This is a genomic window from Maribacter sp. TH_r10, assembly GCF_033101095.1.
Lineage (GTDB): Bacteria > Bacteroidota > Bacteroidia > Flavobacteriales > Flavobacteriaceae > Maribacter_A > Maribacter_A luteus.
The window spans coordinates 1194450-1215586 of record NZ_JAWMPY010000001.1 but is presented as its reverse complement, the minus strand read 5'-3'; the positions used below and the strand labels follow the sequence as shown (position 1 = coordinate 1215586).

17 protein-coding genes are annotated in these 21137 nt (G+C 38.6%); 2 read left to right on the top strand and 15 right to left on the bottom strand.

Annotated elements, in window-relative coordinates; translation table 11 throughout:
* Nucleotides 1–389: 389 nt before the first annotated feature.
* Together R3X28_RS05010 and R3X28_RS05005 are read left to right on the top strand one after the other, a co-directional pair.
* On the top strand, nucleotides 390–1694 hold the full coding sequence (locus R3X28_RS05010) for an NCS2 family permease (RefSeq protein WP_317662892.1): 1305 nt from the start codon (nucleotides 390–392) through the stop codon (nucleotides 1692–1694).
* Nucleotides 1685–2488, top strand: coding sequence for a 5'-methylthioadenosine/adenosylhomocysteine nucleosidase (locus R3X28_RS05005; RefSeq protein WP_317662890.1), 804 nt, complete (start codon nucleotides 1685–1687; stop codon nucleotides 2486–2488). The genes R3X28_RS05010 and R3X28_RS05005 overlap by 10 nt, the downstream gene beginning before the upstream one ends.
* 107 nt (nucleotides 2489–2595) lie before the next feature.
* Here the strand turns inward: R3X28_RS05005 and R3X28_RS05000 are convergent, their stop codons facing one another.
* From R3X28_RS05000 to R3X28_RS04930, 15 genes are all read right to left on the bottom strand, one after another.
* Entirely contained in the window at nucleotides 2596–3390 is a 795-nt protein-coding gene (locus R3X28_RS05000; RefSeq protein ID WP_154362638.1) for a gluconate 5-dehydrogenase, read from the bottom strand.
* Between the two features lie 5 nt (nucleotides 3391–3395).
* Nucleotides 3396–4235, bottom strand: a complete 840-nt coding sequence (gene kduI / locus R3X28_RS04995) for a 5-dehydro-4-deoxy-D-glucuronate isomerase (protein WP_317662886.1) — start codon at nucleotides 4233–4235, stop codon at nucleotides 3396–3398.
* A 32-nt stretch (nucleotides 4236–4267) separates the two neighbouring features.
* A complete protein-coding gene (gene uxuA, locus R3X28_RS04990; RefSeq protein ID WP_317663064.1) occupies nucleotides 4268–5458 on the bottom strand; it encodes a mannonate dehydratase in 1191 nt (396 codons plus the stop codon).
* A gap of 21 nt (nucleotides 5459–5479) precedes the next feature.
* The gene (locus R3X28_RS04985) at nucleotides 5480–6310 is read right to left on the bottom strand and encodes an SDR family oxidoreductase (RefSeq protein WP_282053458.1); all 831 of its coding nucleotides are present in this window, start codon (nucleotides 6308–6310) and stop codon (nucleotides 5480–5482) included.
* A 632-nt stretch (nucleotides 6311–6942) separates the two neighbouring features.
* The gene (locus R3X28_RS04980) at nucleotides 6943–7824 is read right to left on the bottom strand and encodes an NAD(P)-dependent oxidoreductase (protein WP_317662884.1); all 882 of its coding nucleotides are present in this window, start codon (nucleotides 7822–7824) and stop codon (nucleotides 6943–6945) included.
* 334 nt (nucleotides 7825–8158) lie between these two features.
* Complete coding sequence (locus R3X28_RS04975) at nucleotides 8159–8827, bottom strand: bifunctional 4-hydroxy-2-oxoglutarate aldolase/2-dehydro-3-deoxy-phosphogluconate aldolase (protein WP_154362647.1); 669 nt, start codon at nucleotides 8825–8827, stop codon at nucleotides 8159–8161.
* 4 nt (nucleotides 8828–8831) lie between these two features.
* Complete coding sequence (locus R3X28_RS04970; protein ID WP_282053459.1) at nucleotides 8832–10055, bottom strand: 6-phosphofructokinase; 1224 nt, start codon at nucleotides 10053–10055, stop codon at nucleotides 8832–8834.
* A 42-nt stretch (nucleotides 10056–10097) separates the two neighbouring features.
* A complete protein-coding gene (locus R3X28_RS04965; RefSeq protein WP_154362651.1) occupies nucleotides 10098–11138 on the bottom strand; it encodes a sugar kinase in 1041 nt (346 codons plus the stop codon).
* 58 nt (nucleotides 11139–11196) lie between these two features.
* On the bottom strand, nucleotides 11197–11961 hold the full coding sequence (locus R3X28_RS04960) for an SDR family NAD(P)-dependent oxidoreductase (protein ID WP_317662879.1): 765 nt from the start codon (nucleotides 11959–11961) through the stop codon (nucleotides 11197–11199).
* 31 nt (nucleotides 11962–11992) lie between these two features.
* The gene (locus R3X28_RS04955) at nucleotides 11993–13282 is read right to left on the bottom strand and encodes an MFS transporter (RefSeq protein WP_154362655.1); all 1290 of its coding nucleotides are present in this window, start codon (nucleotides 13280–13282) and stop codon (nucleotides 11993–11995) included.
* A 163-nt stretch (nucleotides 13283–13445) separates the two neighbouring features.
* Nucleotides 13446–14150 carry a FadR/GntR family transcriptional regulator gene (locus R3X28_RS04950; protein ID WP_317662877.1) on the bottom strand — a complete coding sequence of 235 codons (705 nt, stop codon included), beginning with the start codon at nucleotides 14148–14150 and terminating at the stop codon, nucleotides 13446–13448.
* 214 nt (nucleotides 14151–14364) lie between these two features.
* Nucleotides 14365–15273: a polysaccharide lyase family 7 protein gene (locus tag R3X28_RS04945; protein WP_317662875.1), complete on the bottom strand. Its 909-nt coding sequence runs from the start codon at nucleotides 15271–15273 to the stop codon at nucleotides 14365–14367.
* 8 nt (nucleotides 15274–15281) lie between these two features.
* Nucleotides 15282–16235, bottom strand: a complete 954-nt coding sequence (locus R3X28_RS04940) for a PKD domain-containing protein (RefSeq protein ID WP_282053462.1) — start codon at nucleotides 16233–16235, stop codon at nucleotides 15282–15284.
* Nucleotides 16236–16264: 29 nt separating this feature from the next.
* Complete coding sequence (locus R3X28_RS04935; RefSeq protein WP_154362663.1) at nucleotides 16265–17686, bottom strand: RagB/SusD family nutrient uptake outer membrane protein; 1422 nt, start codon at nucleotides 17684–17686, stop codon at nucleotides 16265–16267.
* Nucleotides 17687–17715: 29 nt separating this feature from the next.
* Nucleotides 17716–20835, bottom strand: coding sequence for a TonB-dependent receptor (locus R3X28_RS04930; protein WP_317663062.1), 3120 nt, complete (start codon nucleotides 20833–20835; stop codon nucleotides 17716–17718).
* Nucleotides 20836–21137: the final 302 nt, after the last annotated feature.

Below are 21137 nucleotides of genomic sequence, written 5' to 3'. Positions count from 1 at the left end.
TGAATTTGCACTTTTGATAAGAAAGGAACATCGGAGGTAATCCTTCCGCGATCACAACACTCTAAAAACCACGCTATTTGGCGTGGTTCTTTGTTTTATGGAAAGTCCGAACGCAGTTCGAGGACTTGGAATAAAATAAAGAAACGACAGCGAGAGCTGTTTGGCCTACAAAACATGTGTCCCTTCTCAAAAGCATAAACTATAGTTTAAAGCGATTCAATAAATGGTCGATAACTAATATTCCTTCAATTAAGAATTATTAATTATCCAATGTATTGAATGGGTATTCACCAAAAAGTATAATTATCAATTGCTCATTTTATAATAGTGCCCAAAATATTATAGATAACCCCTTATAAGATATTGGTAATTCCTAATTTAAAGGCAGATTGAAGACGCAAACAACATCTATACGCACCGAGATTTTAGCCGGGATAAGTTCCTTCTTGGCAACTTTTTACATCGTAATCGTAAATCCGTCTATATTATCAGAAGCAGGTATGCCATTTTCCGCAGTGGTTACCGCAACTGTGTTGGTAAGTGCTTTCGGTAGTACTACAATGGGTATTTATGCAAAAAACCCATTCGTGATTGCACCGGGAATGGGATTAAACGCGTTTTTTACATATACAGCGGTTAAGGGTCTTGGTCTTAGCTATGAAGCGGCTTTAGGGGCCGTTTTTTGGGCAGGTGTGTTATTCTTGATTCTAAGTGTTCTGAAGGCCAGGGACAAAATAGTGCAAGCCATACCACATACTTTACGATATGCAATTGCTGCAGGAATTGGACTTTTCATTTGTTTTATAGGTTTTCAGAATGCCCACTTTATTATTGATGACCCTGTAACCCTAGTTAAATTGGGAAATTTGAAAGACCCTATTTGTTTAACCTTTTTACTGGGTTTGGCTGCAACGGCCATATTGGTTGTTAAAAAAATTCCAGGAGCTATGATTATCGGCATAATACTTACGACCCTTATGGCTTGGCCCATTGGAAGATGGTGGGGAGATGCGTCTGTAATCAATTTCGGCTCTTCTACCCTAGTGAATTATAACGGCCTTATTTCCATGCCCGATTTCAGCCTTTTTTTGAAGGCCGACCTCATCGGCTCCCTTCAATATGCGTTTTTACCGGTTATTTTCGTTTTTGCATTTACCGATCTGTTCGATAGTATCTCAACCTTTGTTGGGCTAGCTGAAGCATCCGGGTTCAAAGACAATGACGGAAACCCCAGAAACCTTAAGAAATCACTATTGGTCGATTCTATCACCACCATTTTTTCAGGTCTTATCGGCAGCAGCTCAGGTACGGCCTATATAGAATCTGCCGTAGGTATTCGGGAAGGTGGTAAAACAGGACTAACGGCCATTACAGCCGGACTTTTATTTCTACCTTTTCTGTTCTTCTCCCCATTATTGTCCATAGTCCCAAGTATCGCCACATCCATTGCGCTAGTATTGGTGGGTTCTTTCATGATGATGCCTTTGGCGAAAGTGGACTGGAAATCCTTGGATGAAGCCATCCCCGCATTTTTGACCATGGTGCTTATGCCACTAACCTACAGTATATCGACAGGTATTATTTTTGGATTCCTCAGTTATACATTATTGAAACTGTTTTCTGGCAAAAAACAAGAGATCAATCCCGTAATCATAATCATCAACCTATTAGCGCTGGTATTTCTATGGATTTAAAAAAAATCTTACTTTTCATTTTAATCATGGGGTTCTGTACCCTATCTGCCCAACGAATTGCAATTATGGGGGCAATGGATGAAGAGATATCCATGCTTTTAGATTCCTTGAAAAACAAAAAGGTGATCACTAAGGAAGGAATCACCTTTTACACCGGAAAACTTAAAGGGCAAAAAGTAGTACTATTGAAAGTAGGGATAGGAAAAGTGAACGCAGCATACAGCACGGCTATATTGGCAACTAATTTTAAACTGAAGTCAATAATATTTACTGGTGTTGCAGGAGGTTTGGCCCCCGAAATAAATCCCGGTGACATTGTAATATCTGATAATCTGGTCCAATATGATTTTGGCGAGTTAAAGGCTGGGGCATTCAAAACATGGCCCACTAAAAATTTAGCCCAAAACAACGACCGAAATCCTTTGTACATACCCGTAGACCCTTATTTATTGGATTTGGGCAAAGAAGTTTCCGAACATATAGAACTAAGACCTTTTGAAGGTAAGACCCCTAAGTTTTTCGTTGGTACCATAGCAACCGGAGACACCTTTCTGAGCGACACAACAAAAGCCAAAGAACTGTATTCCAATTTCAATGCCCTTGCAACTGAGATGGAAGGTGCTGCCGTTGCCCAAATTTGTACAATGCTGAAGGTGCCTTTTATTGTTATTCGAAGCTGTAGCGACAATGCCAACACCCAAGCCCATACCGATTATTTTAAATTTGTAAAGGTAGCGGCCTTCAATTCAGCCCATATGGTGCTAGAGGTCTTAGAGAATTATAAACGTCCATAACCCAACATAAGAAATGCATTGCACTTATATGCGTACCGTTTGAACAAACCCATGGCTAACATAAAATACCTTTTTAAGAGGTAAAGAAAAAAGTTCCCAACCTTTGCTCAGTTCTCGTTCGATGGTTTACCAATAGTCGCCAAAATACCCCCATCAACATATAAAATATGTCCGTTTACAAAATCACTGGCTTTCGATGCCAAGAAAATCGCGGCTCCCATCAATTCATCTGGATCACCCCATTTTGCAGCTGGGGTACGGTTAATGATAAAATCATTGAACGGATGACCCCCTACTCGAATAGGGGCCGTTTGTGAAGTGGCAAAATAACCAGGCCCGATTCCGTTGGTCTGGATATTATGTTTGGCCCATTCCGTTGCCATATTTTTTGTCAGCATTTTAAGTCCGCCCTTGGCTGCTGCATATGCACCCACCGAATCCCTGCCAAGTTCACTCATCATGGAACAGATATTGATGATCTTACCTTGTTTACGGACAATCATTGATTTTACAACATGCTTTGATACGATGAACGGACTTACCAAATCTATATCGATGACCTGCCTAAAATCTGCCACTTCCATTTCTTCAAGAGGGGTCCGCTTTATAATCCCCGCATTATTTACTAGAATATCTATGGGTCCGACTTCTTTTTGGATCTTATCAATGGCCTCTATGACCTGAACCTCATCTGTTACATTGAATTTATAACCAAAGGCTTTTATTCCTTCTCTTCCATATTCCTTAATCGCTTTATCAATCTTTTGCTGGGATGAGTTCCCATTAACGACCAAAGTGGCTCCTGCTTTTCCCAAGCCCATGGCCATGGACATACCCAATCCGTGGGTACTTCCGGTTACAAGGGCTATTTTTCCTTTAAGATCGAATAATTCTAGAGACATAATGTTTATTTTAAATCAGTTATTTTGGCAACATCCATATCGCCATAATCCAAGTTTTCACCCGCCATACCCCAAATAAAGGTGTAATTAGACGTTCCCGATCCACAGTGAATAGACCATGGTGGGGAAATAACCGCTTCATGGTTCTGCATCCAAATATGGCGTGTTTCTTGTGGTTGTCCCATAAAATGGCAGACCGATTGCCCTTCAGGTACATCTAAATAGAAATATACTTCCATTCTACGGTCATGCACATGTGCTGGCATGGTATTCCAAACGCTTCCGGTCTTCAGTTCGGTCATTCCCATTTGTAATTGACACGTGGTAACCACACCACCAATTATCATTTGATTGACTGTCCTATGATTTGCAGTCTCCAAAGACCCCAATTCCAACTTATTTGCTTCAGCAAGACTCACTTTTTTAGTAGGATAATGAGTATGGGCGGGAGCGGAATTCAAATAAAATTTGGCGGGTTTATCGGCCTCATCACTTTTAAAAATTACTTCTTTAGCTCCTCTTCCGATATATAGGGCGTCTTTATGCCCTAAAACATACGTGGTACCATCTACCTCAACTGCCCCATTAGCCCCTACATTGATAATACCCAGTTCGCGTCTTTCTAAAAAATATTCAGCTTTCAAAGGATCTATGGTTTCCAACTTCAATGGCTTTTCAGGAACCGCCGACCCCGCGATATACCGATCATAATGCGTGTAGGTCAGATTGACCTTCCCTTTTTGCATCAAATTGGAAATAAGGAATTCATTGCGCAATTCGGCTGTGTCATACTTTTTCACGGCTTCAGGACTTGAAGCATACCTAGTTTCGACTAAAGTTGTCATTTTACTATTTTTCTTTGACTGTTCTATAAAAATTATTCGTTAAAGAGGGCTTTACGTATACCCCATTCGAGTCCGCGCAGTTCTGCCAATCCCCTTAAACGGCCAATCCCCGAATATCCCGGGTTGGTCTTTTTTCGAAGGTCATCGAGCATCTTGTGACCATGATCGGGACGCATTGGCATACGCAAGTCTTTTCTACCAGATGATTTTCGTTTTTCGTGTTCTGCGATCAAGGCCTTCATAACATTGTACATATCAACATCACCTTCTAAATGATTTGCCTCATGAAAATTTCCATTGGCATCCCTTTGTGTACTACGAAGGTGAATAAAGTGAATACGACTACCCAAACGTTCAACCATTCCCGGTAGATCGTTATCCTTTCGAACGCCGAATGACCCAGTACAGAAGGTAAGTCCGTTATTCGGGCTATCAACAGCCTTATAAAGCTCAACAATATCCTGTTCGGTGCTTACCACTCTTGGTAAACCTAAAATGGGATAAGGAGGATCATCGGGATGTATGCACATTAAAACCCCTGCTTTTTCAGCCGTTGGAATGATATGCCCTAAAAACTCGAACAAATGTTTCTTTAATTTCACCCCATCAATAGCATCATAAGTAGCCAAAATAGAATTGAACTCCTCTAAGGAATATCCTTCTTCAGCACCTGGAAGCCCTGCTATGATATTATTTGATAATTGTTGTTTTCCTTCTTCGGACAAACCATCATAATATTTTTTAGCAGCAGCAACTTCTTCTTCTGAATATGTTTTTTCCGCTCCGGGACGTTTCAACAAAAACAATTCAAATGCAGCAAAAGCAGCAGCTTCGAACCGTAATGCCTTGGAACCGTCTTCTACCTGGAACTCAAGATCGGTTCTTGTCCAATCCAAAACAGGCATAAAATTATAGCAAACGATATCGATACCACATTTGCCTAAATTAGCCAAGGTTTCCTTATAATTTTCAACGTACTGCAAATAACCTTCTGCTTGGGTTTTAATTGCTTCATGTATCGGTACGCTTTCAACGACCGACCATGTAAGCCCAGCAGCTTCAACTTCTTTTTTCCTTTTAGTAATTTCTGAAACGGTCCAAACCTCTCCGTTCGGAATATGATGTAAGGCGGTAACCACTCCGGTAGCACCTGCCTGTCTAATATCTGAAAGGGATACAGGGTCATTTGGCCCATACCATCTCCAAGTCTGTTCTAAAGTCATACTCATTATAATTCACAATTATTAAACACCACTGAAAGCACTAAAACCACCATCTATAGGCACTACTACACCGGTAACGAAAGCGGCGCCCTTATCACTTAGCCATAAGGCCGTGCTTATTAAATCCTCTGGTTCACCAAAACGCCCCATGGGTGTCTGACCGATAATCGTATTCCCTCTTGGGGTCAACTCACCATCTTCACCTAACAACAAAGCCCTGTTTTGATCGGTTAGGAAAAATCCAGGCGCCAAGGCATTAACACGTATTCCTACTTTTGAGAAATGCACTGCCAACCATTGGGTGAAATTGGAAACAGCAGCTTTTGCACCACTATAAGCCGGTATCTTGGTCAAAGGCGTAAAGGCATTCATGGAAGATATATTCAAAATACTGCAATCCTTTCTACCGACCATATCCTGCGCAAAAATCTGGGTAGGTAAAAGCGTACCGATAAAATTAAGATTAAAGGTGAATTGGATACCATTGATGTCCAAATCGAAAAAAGTTTTAAACCCTTCTGTGGTCTTCTTTAGGTCCTCCATTTCCAAATACGGGTTGCTTGTTGTTCCCAAGGGATGATTGCCCCCAGCTCCATTCACCAAAATATCGCATGGCCCCAATTGACTATTGACTTCCTTTTTGGCAGATATAAGGGAATCTTTCTCCAAAACATTGGCAACCACACTTATGGCAGTACCACCATGGGAGTTTATATCTTCAGCCACCTTATCAGCGGCCTCCTTTTTTAGGTCCAAAACGGCTATTTTATGACCTTCTTTAGCAAAGGCCTTGGCCAATGCGCTGATTAGAACCCCACCAGCCCCCGTTAACACTATTACTTTTTTATCCATTTCCAGATTCGTTAAATTTTAATTTTTATGGGCAACAACTATATGAATCTATAGCACTTCTTCAAATTTCTGGGTTTTATGCCAAATGAACTAACCAACCAACTAAACAATTGTACATAAAGGGTCTAATCACGTTCATTTTTGTGACCTTAAAGTTACGCATTGCCTTTGTTCTATCCATCCTGTAATATCTTGTTTCTTGTTAGAAAAATTATAAAACATATTATAAGGTTATTTAAGAAAAAAGATAATCGCAGTACTTGTAGTTTTTGCTATTAATAATCCAAGTTTTAAACAAAAGGCATCTACCCTATTAAACGCTTCAGGATTTACCAAATCCTGAATTCAAGTTATAGCTCTGGAGAATTGAATGCCCAAATTCTTCATTGGACATTATGTAGTCGCGGTAATTAAATAATCATAGAAGATTATTTTCTAAAGTAACAGCTAAAGAAATTTGAAAAAAGAATTCTAGGGGCTATTTCAATAATATTGTACTTCTTATAAAAAGCTACGAACAATACAAATTAATTCTAACGTATTAGTTGTTCATAGCATAAATTATTCTTATTGGATTTTGTTTTGAACAAGTAAAAAAGATCAAAACAAAACCCAATAAAATCAAAAAGAAACTATTTCTGTAATTTTAAGAAATAATCAAAGATTTCAGGAACATTACCACTACCCATATCCGCATCAAAAGCAGCCTGAAGGTTAGACGAAGTAGCCTCCGCAATCTTGGAAACCGTACCTAGATCTTTCATCATATGTACGAAATAACCTAAATCTTTATTGGCATTGGCAATCGAGAATCCCAAATCACTTACGTTATCCACGGCATAGTTTTTACAGAATTTCATGAACGGCGAATTCGATGGTCCGGCAGACATGATATCAAACAATTGTTGTCCATCGACTCCAGCTAGTTTCGCTGCTGCGAATGCTTGTGACATAGCTACCACGGTAGTCATACCCATAAAATTATTAATCAACTTTGTGGTATGACCGGCACTCAAGGCTCCTAAATGGAATATGTTCTCACCTTGCTCTTCCAAAACAGGTTTTACTTTCTCGAAAGTTTCTTTATCCCCGGCTGCCATAATATTTAGCAGTCCGTCTTTAGCGTGCGCAGGTGTACGACCTAGGGGAGCATCTATCATACCGGCACCTTTATCGGCAAGATCTTTACCGATCTTACGGGTAGACGAAGGAATCGATGTTCCAAAATCAATCAAAACCGCGCCTTCCTTTATTCCTGCCAGTATACCATCATCGCCATAAACGATCTTCTCCACAACAGCGGAAGTAGTCAGGCAGAGCATTACGATATCACTTTTTTCAGCCAATTCTTTTGGCGAGACCGCTTCACTGGCATTACCACGAGCGACAACGGTGGCGACTGCTTCCTTATCTAAGTCTATAACGGATAGTTGATAACCTCTATTCTGTAGATTTTCAACCATGTTAGCTCCCATAAGGCCAAGGCCGATAAATCCTATTGAGGGTTTTTTCATGTTCATTGTTTTCAATTAATAAATGTTGGCACAAAGATATGCATTTGCATACTTCCGTACCTGATCGGATCCAATTCCAAAATTTCAAAAATATAGTGGGTAAGACCTACTTCTTATGAAAAAAACAAATGGTATCACTATGGTAAATTGGTATTTTCCTGATTCTTGTCAAAAAAACAACGCTCTTTTGATGTTTATGATAAAAATGCTTTTTGCCAATGATAGCCTTACTGATTATCTACGTTTTCATGGAAGCAAGACCCATGATAATAAAATCTATATCCGGAGCAAGCAATTATGGTCAAATCAATTACTTGCTCTGGTTCTTGTACTATTACTTTCTTACTGTTTTTATAGTTTCCAAAGCTTCGCGAACTGCTTTTTCCAGACCTTTATAATCTTTATTGGCGAGTACATCCTTACTGATCAATTGCGATCCCATGCCTACACAAGTAACACCAGCCTCGAACCAACCTTTAAGGTTGGAAGTTTCGGTTGAAACACCACCAGTTGGCATAACACTTGTCCATGGTTGAGGACCTTTTATTGCCTTTACAAATCCAGGACCATAGGTTGATCCCGGGAATAATTTCACTATCTCACATCCCAATTCCTCTGCCCTATTGATCTCGGTCAAAGAACCACAGCCCGGTGACCACAACACTTTTCTACGGTTACAGGCTATCGCTATATCTTCACGTAATGAAGGGGTAACAATGAAATTCGCACCTAATTGCATGTATAAAGAAGCTGCCCCTGCATCGGTAATTGAACCAACGCCCAAAATCATTCCGGGAAGTTCCGCAATGGCATATTTGTTCAATTCACCAAAAATCTCAAAGGCGAAATCACCCCGACTTGTAAACTCCATTAATCTGGCTCCACCGTCATAACAAGCTTTCAATACTTTTTTACCCAATTCAATATCCGGATGATAAAACAAAGGCACCATGCCTGTTTCTTTCATCACGTTTGCCACTTCAATTCTTGAATATTGTGCCATATACTTATTTTTTGTTTAATATTTTTTTAAAATCGTATGCTGAAGGTTCATTTACATACTTCCTAGCAGCTTCGTAATCGTTCTCTTTTAAATAATCTAAATTTTGAAAACATAGATGTGCAAATTCGGATTCTATATCGACCAATCTTGGGGGTATTTTACCGCTCACATCTTGCATATCGGTTAAGAACATTGGGGTTATTTCCCCTCTGGAGTTTGCGCTCACCATACAACCACTAAGTCCTTGGTCATAAAGCTTCTTTACCCCGATGCCCAATAAGGTACATAGCGTAAGATCAAACCCTATCGGTCTGCAACAACGCAGTTCATAACCCAACTCTACCGGCCTACTTTTTACATTCAACCCTAATTTCCCCAATTCTTTTTGGAGAAGTACATTGAGTATATGAGATTTACTAACATTACCCAATTCAGGATGGCCATGGTCATCATAAGTGAAATTAATACCTATTTTGTCCAATTCGGATTTTGGCATGGAATGAAAAACACCTTCACTCACCATTGCCACACCATACTTGATTCCCTTAACTTTTCTCTTGACTATTGAAGAAATTATAAGACGAATTACCTTATCAAGGGTAAGATCTGTATTATTGAACATTTCTGGGATAACCATCATTGGAAAATGACAGCTTGTAGCAATACCAAATGCCAAATGACCAGCTGATCTACCCATGGCACACATAACAAACCAATTATGGCTCGTACGCGCATCTTCGTAAGTTGTATTTCCGATCCGTACGCCTTCATCCTTGGCAGAATGGAACCCGAATGTGGGATTCCTGTCCGGCAAAGGCAAGTCATTATCAATTGTTTTTGGAACGTGGATATTGGATATAAAAATGTTTTCCTTTTCAAGGTAGGTAGTAATTCTATTGGCAGTAGAGGCGGTATCATCACCACCAATACTGACCAATAGTTTTACATCGTTATCTAAAAACAGGTTAGTGTTTAGACTTTCGTTTTTAGGTTTGAACCTACTCATGACCAAGGTTGAACCACCTCGGCTAAAAATTCTATCAGCATGATCAAAATCAAATTCCTTTATTTCCGGATTCTCACTGAAAATGCCTTTAAACCCTTCGTGCAATCCTAAAACCCTATAACCATCCTTTAAAAAAACCTTGGCCACCGTGCTGATCACTGAATTGATTCCAGGTGCGGGCCCTCCCCCACAAATAATCAATACCGATTTACTATTGGCCATTTTAAAACGAATCGTTTAAAGTCATAGAATCATATGTGCTGTTTATCTGGCCACACGACCAGATGCATCACCACCCATTAGTTTTTCTACCTCGGCCACTGTCACCAAGTTGGCATCACCTTTAATAGTGTGTTTTAAACAGGAAGCTGCTACGGCAAAATCCAAGGCATTTTGATCATCTTCAGGATATTTCAACAATCCGTAAATCAGACCACCCATGAACGAATCTCCGCCACCTACACGATCTACGATATCAGTAATCTGATATTGACGGGTCTCATACATTTTCTTACCATCATATAAAACTCCTGCCCAAGTGTTATGTGACGCCGAAATAGATCCACGAAGTGTGGTAATCACTTTTTTGGCACGTGGAAATTTCTCCATCATCTGCTTACATACAGACAAAAAGGCTTCCGCTTTTACATCATGACCTTGGGTCTGAACCGTAATACCTTCTGGTTTAATTCCGAAATGCATTTCAGCATCCTCCTCGTTTCCTAGAATAATATCACAATATGAAGTCAACTCGGTCATGATCGTTTCACGATCACCGCCATATTTCCATAATTTAGCACGATAATTCAAATCTGTGGAGATGGTTATCCCTTTTTCACTAGCAACCTTAACGGCCTCAAGGCAAACATCGGCTGCCCCTTGTGAAATTGCCGGTGTAATACCTGTCCAATGGAACCATTCTACCCCGTCGAATACAGCATCCCAATCGATCATTCCTGATTTTATTTCACTAATAGCGGAATGGGCCCTGTCATAGACCACTTTACTACCCCTACTAACGGCTCCTGTTTCCAAAAAATAGATTCCTAGACGATCACCACCATAAACGATCTTATCGACCCCAACACCACGCTTGCGCATTTCCATTAGGGCGCATTCCCCAATATCATTTTTTGGAAGGCGTGTTACGAAATCTACGGGTACACCATAATTTGCTAAAGAGACCGCTACATTGGATTCCCCTCCTCCATAAACCACATCAAAACTGTTGGCTTGGGAAAACCTTAAAAATCCTGGAGGTGCCAATCTTAGCATTATCTCTCCGAAAGTGACTACTTTTTTCATATAAAATCGGATTATTTTATTCTTTTTTTAAACTGAATTTAATTTCTCTATTCTAAATTTAAATTCCTAAGCCTTGGCCCCCACCTACTTGAATGGTCTCAGCCGTTAGGAAAGAAGCGTCATCACTAACCAAAAATGAAATCACCGAAGCTACTTCTTCAGGTTGTCCTAATCTACCCAACAAAATATTGTTTTTCCATGAAGCGAAAACTTCCGGTTTGGTTGATTTGATCTGCGCATGGAAAGGTGTATCGATAGTACCTGGAGATACTGCATTAACCCTAATTCCATATTCTGCCAAATCTTTTGCTAAAGCCCTTGTAATAGCATGTACAGCAGCTTTGGACGTACCATAGATACCAGCACCTGGCCCTCCAGCATTCCATCCAGCGATAGAAGTATAGTTTATAATTGAGGCATTCTCCCCTTTTTTAAGGAATGGAATGGCCGCTCTTGAAGCGAAAAACGCTGAGTCAAGGTTCAATGCCATGACAAATCTGTAAAATTCTGTAGTCATTTCTTCAAATCTTGATCTTCCGCCCAAACCACCGGCATTATTTACCAACACGTCAATTTTACCGTATTTTTCACCGATTTTAGTGATGTTAGATGTAACTTCTTCTTCTTTTGTAACATCAAAACCATAGTACTCAGCAGTAATACCTTCAGCCTTAAGCTCTTCTATTCTTTTGGCTCCTTCCTCATCTTCAATACCATTAAGGACAACGGTATACCCGTCTTTTCCCAATCTTTTCGCTACTTGGAAACCAATACCACCGGTTGCTCCTGTAATTACTGCTACTTTTCCTTCTGACTTGCTCATTTTTTTTAAAATTTATTATTTTATAATTCTGTTATTTTTCTACTGATTCGATTTTTCTTGCGAAGTAATAAATGGCACCAACACCTAGCGGGACAAATATTCCGATTACAACAAAAATGGGTGTATAAGAGTAGTTATCTACAATTACCGGAACCAAGAAGTTCATGATAATAACGGATAAAACACCGATCATTCCTCCTAATCCCGCTAACGACCCCACAGATTTTCCACTAAAGAAATCACTTGGTAATGTTTGAACGTTACTAATGGCAAATTGGAACCCGAACAATACAAAAAATACAATCGCTACAAATTTTTCGGCGGTATCCCCTATAAGTACGGTCGCAATTAATCCGGCAAGCATAATTACACCACCAATTAGAATCGTCGTTTTTCTTCCTTTATCTATTGAGTTCGTTTTCGCAATGATTTTACCTGAAACATATCCTCCGATAATACTTCCCAATGCGGCACCGACATAAGGCAACCAAAGGAACATACCTACTTCCTTGACGTTAAATCCATAAATATCGAAAAGATAAATGGGCATCCAAGTGACAAAAATCCACCAAATAGGTTCTAAAAAGAATCGACCGACTACTACGGCCCAAGACTCTTTGAATGAAAGAATTTCCTTTAAGCTTTTACCTTTAGTATCCTCTGTTGCATTTTGATCGGCTAAACTTTGACCTTCAAGAATAAAATCTTGCTCTTCTTTTGTAATCCAAGGGTGTTTTTTCGGACCCGCTTTATTAATTAGCAACCATGGAATAATCCAAAGTATCCCAAAAGAACCTACTACCATAAACGTAATTCTCCACCCAAAAGCAACGAACAATGTCGCAATAAACGGTGGGGCTATGACGGATCCAATAGAAGCTCCGGCATTGAATAATCCTTGAGCAATTGCCCGTTCCTTAATTGGAAACCATTCAGCATTACTTTTTACACCTCCTGGCCAATTTCCAGCTTCAGATAACCCTAAAGTGGTTCTGAAAAAAGCAAGGGAAAAGAATCCTCTAACCGTAGAGTGTAAAAAAGAGGATATACCCCAAACCCCTATACTGATCACATAACCAATTCTGGTTCCTACTTTGTCAAATAATTTACCGGAGAAAAGTTGACCTAAAGCATAAGCGACCATAAATACATTGGAAATTAATCCATAATGATACTTTGTAAGACCAAGAGATTGAGCAATTGAGCCCTCTACATCTTCACCTCCCCACATAATTGAAAGTGCACTTCGGTCAATATAATTAATAACCGTGGCCAAAAATATCAGCCCAATAATCACCCATCTTAATCCCTTTACTTTCATATTCTATTATTTTATTTTTTGAGTATCTATTTAATCGCGGAGTCCTATTAAGCCAGAAACTGACTTAGCAACTAAAACTGATCTAAATTATTTACCTTCCCAGTTTGTTTAAACTTAAAAAAGATAAAAGTGCGAGATTCTATCTTTTTCCTTAGACAAGTTTTCATTCAATATTATAACAATACTGATACAACATTTTAAAGTGTACTTTCATTTTTTCTTTGGCCAATTTTGGGTCTTGTTTTTTAATCGCCTCATAAATATCATTATGTTCCTGTATACCTAATGCCGCCCTATTCACATTACACACATGGTATTTCTCGAAATTAGTGATAATCTCAGGCGTTATGATCAACATAAACGTATTCATTGTACTGTTACCACTCGCTTTCGCTATGGATAAATGAAACAATAAATCTTCTTGAACAGCATCCTCTCCATTTTCTACCTTTGCGGCATAAGCATCCAATGCAATTTTCATTTGCGCCAAATCTTCATCGGTTCGTCTTAAAGCTGCCAATCTACAGGTTTTCAACTCCAATAAAATTCGTGTCTCAACGAGGGATTTAAAATCCGGGGTTTCCAATTCAAGAATATCCTTAAGCATTCCTTTCATGGCGATGGGCCCAATATCGGCAATAAATGTGCCGCTCTGAGGTCTGGATTTCAATAGCCCATAGAACTCCAATCTTTGTATGGTTTCCCTTAAACTACTTCTACTTACCCCAAATTTTTCCGCTAACATTCGTTCTGACGGAAGCTTATCACCTGGCTCCAAGTTTTTAAAGGCAATCAAGTCACGAATTTTCGTGATAATATCTTTTTGAACTTCCCTGTTTTCTGCTTTTGTAAGTACTTCTAACTTCATATAATCATTTTAACAAAATTGGTTAACCAGATTGGTTTGTTAAAATTAAACAATTAATCCAACATAAATAGAACACTAAGGGTTCAAAAAAATCTGTTGTTAATCTTAAAATTTGGAGTACTGGTCCAAAAAAGGACCAGCACTGCCAAAAACTCAAACTAACTCAACTACTAATCAAAACTTATACTTTTTCGACTTAACATTTTCAATTAACTTAATGCTTTACTTCCAAATCATAAAACTTGACCTTTGCAAAAGACCCTTGATCTCTAGATTGGAAATAATTACCAGCTTTAAAATAGTTCTCGAATACTCCCCATTTTTTAATATTCCTGTCGTCATATACAGCAAACTCATTATTATTTAAGGATACTACCATTTTACCATCGCTAACCGTGACATTTATTGTAAATTTCCTAAAACCAACTTCCTCTTCGAAAGTAAAACCTTTATCATCGGTCCAAGCTTCTTCATATAGTAAGCCTTCTTCCGTGGTAACGTCAGGATATTTCAAAACTTTGGTCTTTACCCTAATTTTACCATTTTGCCAATATATCTTCAACATTGGGGGAGCATTATTGTCTTTTTGCCCAATTAAATTTCGCTGTTCATTGGTTAAACGACCATGAATCTGTAGTATAATTACCTTATGATACTTTCCGTCCTTATCCTTAGAAACCTCATCCATTGCAATTTTAGCCTTCAAAATTCCGCCTTGACCAAAAGTCCAATTTACATTATCATCCCCTGGAACCATTTGCTCCCGAAGTTCAGATCTTGAGTACTTCGTATTTGCAGTTGTTGCTTCTGTTGGGTAAGCATGAAAAACCAAAGCCCCTGAAGATGAGTCATTATACATAAAAGGCTTCAAAACTTCATTGGTCGCATACTCCAAAATATCTGGTGGTTCTACACTTATTGCACCACCTTTACCATTACCCTCGGGAATGGTTACTTTCCAATGGGACAAATCAATTTTTGATAACTTATATTTTTTTTTCTTCACTCTCCTTTCTTTTTTGACTTCATTTTCTACAACGTTGCTAGCCGTTTGGCAAGCAACGTTTGTAGAAGTCAATGTGAAAATGAGAATGATTAATATAGGATTTAAAGTAATCTTCATTTATTTACTTATTCTGAAGGATACACTTTTACATTATCAACGTATAATTCATCATTCGTTATGGCATAAATCCATATGGACACTTGTCCTGTAGCATTAGAGGTAAATTGACCGGTCATTATTTTAAAATCCCCTTTTCCATTAGCAACATCACCAACAACCTGAACAAGTGCACCGGCTTCAGAACTTGCTACTGCATCAACCCCATCACTGAATTGACCATCAAGTATCTCTACAATTACCCTGTCTCCTCCTTCTATATCGTCCTTATCAGTCTTAATCGCATGGCTATATTCAATAACATAATCCGTATTCGGAGTAACCGTGATAGCTTGGTATGCATATCTTGTTGCCTCACTAACTGAAGGACCTGCAGATGTAGAGCTTGTCCATTTAGCCCCAGGAGTTTTGGTCGAACCTGAATCGGACCCATCATAATTTAACGGATCACCATCACTACTTGCATTGAAAGCACTAGTTGTTCCACCAGTAAACGCGGCAATTTTCCAATCATCCTGACCAGCGGAGAAATCACCATTCAGAATTTCAGGATCAATTGCGGGTGGTTCTTCTGGTTCAACCACTGTAATGGTTTCTGAATATGTACTGGTTACGTTCAACTTATCTGTTGCTGTTAAAGTAATCGTATAAGTACCCTCGGCAGGATATGTGTTCATCCCATCAACATCGGTAGAAGTATTACCGTCGCCAAAATCCCAAAAATAATCCGTTGCACTAGATGAAGAATTTGCAAAAGTATATGTCAAATAATCATCCGTTACCGTTGATGAAAAACTAGCACTCGGCGGTGTTTCATCAGTTTTTGAATTTGATTCCGCCAAGTCATATTCCAATGAAGAAATAGTGGGGTCACAAGAAATCACAGAAAGTGAAATTATAGTTGTCAAGACCATCAATACCGAAGTATTGAATGGTCTTTTTATTAGCTTATTATATTTCATAATCATTATTTTAAATTAATTGAATGCTTTTAATATCCTGGATTTTGTGTTAGCACACCTTTGCCCAAGTTAATCTCATTCTGAGGTAATGGCAACAACAAATCAGAAGATGAATACCCATAATTATTTGCAGCCGAGAAAGCTGATAAAACAGATTCTGCCTGTCCAAACCTCACCAAATCAAAAAATCTTTGGTTTTCAAAAGCCAGTTCAACCCTTCTCTCATCCAATAAATCTTGTTTTGTTATGAGACCTACAGTCTCGGTCAAACCTGCACGGTCCCTAACTTTCTGGAAAGAAGCCAAAGCATCAGCATCGTTCGTTTGGTCAGCACCAGCCATAATTGCTTCTACATGCATCAACAAAACATCTGCCAGTCGAAGAACAATCCAATCATTACCTGCCAACGTAGGATCTGAAGACACAGGATCTATACCAAGGTCTTCATCCCCATTAGGTAAATATTTTACCACTTGGTATTGTCCGGCCTGACTTGGGTCTGGTCTATATGAATATGCTGTTCTGTTACCTCCCAATAAGTCCAAAGCAGCTACAGCTTCATCAGTAACATAATTTACCCCACTGGTTCTACCAACCGCATTCAACCATTCTGCTGAAAAATTTTGGCTATCCCCATCTAAATCCGATATATAACCAACGGAGAATATAACCTCTGAATTGGTTTCATTATAAAATACATCCTTAAAATTGTCTTCCAATTCATACCCACTTCCAATTACGTCCTCACACAAAGAACGTGCCTGGGTATAATTTCCCAATGTTAGATAAACTTTTGCCAACAATCCTTGGGCAGCAGCTCTTGACGCCCTTGTTCTATAAGTATTATCCAATGTTTCAACTGCCGTTAATAAATCACTAACTATCAATTCGTAAATAGTAGCCGATGCAACCCTTGTAAATTGCACATCGGTTTCTAAGGGAGAGATTACTCTATCAATCAAAGGAATATCTCCGTACAATCTAACTAAGTTAAAATAGGCATAGGCCCTAACAAACTTAGCCTCTCCTTCATAAGCCGAAGAAATACCAGCATCTTCAATTACATCCAAATTATCCAAAACTACATTGGCCCTATAAATGATATTATAAAAACTGGAATAATAATCCTTCACAATACCATTGGTTGCCTGAACGTTATAACTCTCAAATTGAGCTGATTCCCCCTCACTACTTTTAGTACGTGTATTATCACTTCGCATTTCGGTAAGATAAAACTCATACATAACACTGTGGTTATCATCTGTGTCAGTTGAATTTGTCCCTTGAATACCATCATACATATTTATTACCGCGGTATATACCTCATCAGCATCGCTAAAATAACTATCAGCGGTTGTACCGGAAGAGGGTACTGGCTCTAAATAATCACTTTCACAGGATGAAACAGCTACTCCTAATAAAAGCAATACTATAATCTTTATTTGTTTCATAATATTTGTATTATTTATTATTGTTTTAATTAGAAATCAAGATTTAGACCTATTGAAATGGTTCGATATATTGGCGAACCAGCCCTTTGGTAACCATAGGTCGTAGGACTTGTTCTATCAATTGATTCTGGATTAAAACCGGTATAATCATCAGCAGTTTTATACATAAGGTTCTGTCCTGCAGCGTATATCCTAAGTTTGGATATTCCGTACTTAGAAACAAAATCACTTGGAAAAGTAAACCCGACATTAACATTACGAAGTGCGATATATGAAGCATCTTGAATGATGTCATCGGTAAATATTTTCTCTTTTATGAATTCCTGATCCGGAGTTATATCTGGATCAAAATCTTGGGAGCTATTGAAATGGTTGAAGATGTATTGATCTCCCATATTTCTAACTTCCGCTCCGTGTGACCCTTGGAACATAAAGCTTAAATCGAAATCCCCGATTTTAAAATCATTCGTAAAACTCCAAACCAACTCTGGGTAAGGATCACCTAATGCCGCCTTATCTTCATCATCTATAATACCATCACCATTTAAATCCTTAACATATACGTCTTGAGCCTCACCTCCAACGGGGTGAAAAGGGTCTACGATATACTCCAACGGTATATCACTTTTTACCACCCATCCATAGAAGGTCGAAATAGGCTGACCTTCCAAATTGATCCATTCAGCAGCCCTTTTACTATCCACATTTGTTATTTGACCATTTGAATCCGCAAAATCGACCAATGTGTTTTTGTTAGTAGTAGCGATCAAGGTTGACGACCATCTGAAATTCTCTTGTGTGATATTTCGAGTACGAAGTTCAAGTTCAAAACCTTCATTCTGGACTTCTCCAAGGTTGACCAATGCACTATCAAAACCAGTTGTTACAGAAACAGGGTTATCCAACAGTAATTGATCACTAGTTCTTTTGTAATAATCAAGGGAACCTGAAATTGCATTTTTAAAGAATCCGAAATCAACACCAGGGTTAAATTCTATCAATCGTTCCCACTGAAGATCTGCATTGGCAATGTTTAAAGCATTGAACCCTCCTGTTAAATTACCATCTACAACCGCAGTTGTCGCCCCCAATAAAGCAAGGGAAGGATAATAATCGACAAGTACATTACCTGTACTTAAATTACTAGTACTACTGCTACTATCAGGATCCACACTACCAGTATTTAACCTATCGTTACCGGTTACACCGTAACTGGCCCTTAATTTAAGACTACTTACAACTTCACTGTTAGCAAGAAAATCTTCATTAGCAACATTCCAACCAATGGAAGCTGCTGGGAAGTTACCATATTTAAAATCCTTACCAAAAATAGAACTACCATCTCGTCTTAAACTCAAAGATGCCAAATACTTATTGTCATAGGCATAATTGAACCTAGAAACATAACCAATTGTATTTTTCTCCCATTCAAAAGCGTCAGCATCCGATATTGTAGTGGCATTTACAATTTGCTTCACATCGTCAGAAGTATATCCCGTACCTGTAATGGTTGAAAAAGACCATTTTCTAGTTTCTGCGGATACACCCAAGATGGCACTGAAATCATGTTTACCGAAAGATTTGTTATATGAGAAGAAATTATCAGAGATAAGATAAATTTCCCTTTGACCGATTTCATTCATTGAGGCCGCGGAAGCACCATTTCTGTTAGATTCAACACCCTGCCACCTAGTTCTCTTGGTATCTTGGTAAGAACCAGAAAGTGTAGTTTTAAAGTTCAAGCCATCAATTATCTCATAGTCTCCATAAACACTACCGAATAACTTGAATTTTTTATCTCTTCTATCACGTTCCAAAACCTTCGCCGCAGGATTGGTATTTGAAGTATTACTGATGTCAGTACCACTTACAACAGGGGTTCCTGTAACCAAATCATAATCATCGAAATGACGTTGCAAGGCATAATCTCCGATTTGAACATCGGCATACACCCCTCCATCTCTGACCCTATTCAGGAATTGAATCGTATTGGCATCATGATAAACAGGTAGCCAATTCGTCTGTCTTAAAATATCATGGGTTGAACCGTCAAAACGTCTTCTATTAGTATAAGAAGGTGAAAAGTTCGCTCCTACAGTAATCTTATCATTTATTTTTGTGTCTACCTTAAGTCGAAGTCCATACTTCTTAAAATCATCTGTTAATAAAACACCTTCATCATGACTATAATTTAAACCAGTACTGAATTTTGTTTTATCATTTCCACCTCTTGCGGTTAAGGAATGACTGGTAATAGTACCTCCATCAAAAATAACATCTTGCCATGAGCGATCAACACCGATCAATTGCTTATATCTGGTTCTATCAGAAAGCGTTCCTGTTGCTACCAATTCATCTGCAGCGGTTTCTGCAATTGAAAATGTATACGCGTCACTATGCCTAGCTTCTTTATAACCTGTGAAAGTACTGTAATTGATTCTTGTCTTGCCTTCCAAACCAGATTTAGTAGAAATCATGATAATACCATTAGCTCCTTTTGACCCATAAATGGCTGAAGAAGCGGCATCTTTAAGAATTTCAAAAGATTGTACATCGTTCATATTCAATGAACCCAAGAAATCCGCATCAACAATAACACCATCAACAACAACCAAAGGAGTAGAATCACCGGCCATTGAGCCAACACCCCTTATACTGATAGTAGGAGCAGAACCAGCTTCACCATCAGTCGCTTGGATATTAACACCCGATACCTGACCAACAAGTGCATCATCGACCCTTGCCAATGCTATTTGATCCAAATCATCATTTACAACTTTAGAAATGGAACCCGTAGTATGACTTTTCTTTTGAGTACCATAACCAATAACTACAACCTCCTCTAATTGAGCGGCATCTTCTTTTAAAATAACGTCCAATTTCTTTTGGTCAGAAATAATGACAGTTTCGGTAACATAACCTAAATACGAAAACTGTAATACATCCCCACTACTTACACCAATTTGGTACAACCCATCAAAATCGGTTGCCGTTCCCCTTGTTGTGTTCAATATTACAACGTTTACACCTGGGATGGGAACATTGGCCTCATCGGTTACCGTACCTGAAAGCTCATAGCTATCCTGTGCGAATAATGTAGCATTGAAAAGCAACACTACCATTAAGATTAATCTTGATTTTAAATTCATTTGTGATCTTATTAAGTTCATAATTTTTATTAACCAATACTTTAAACAGTATTGATAAATGAGATGATTAAATCTCAAAGCCCTTACTTTACTTTAGCATGACGCTACTGAAAAATCCATGAATTTTGGTTAATTTTGCAGAAATCATGTTTTGTGAAGCATTACATGTTCTAACGATTTACTTCTATCTGAAAAGAAGTGACCATTTAGAAAGGGATAGGCTGGCACCTATCCTTTTTTTGTTTTATCTATCCAGTTTCATTGAAAATTGATTTTGTGTGAGTTAGTAATAATTTTATCTA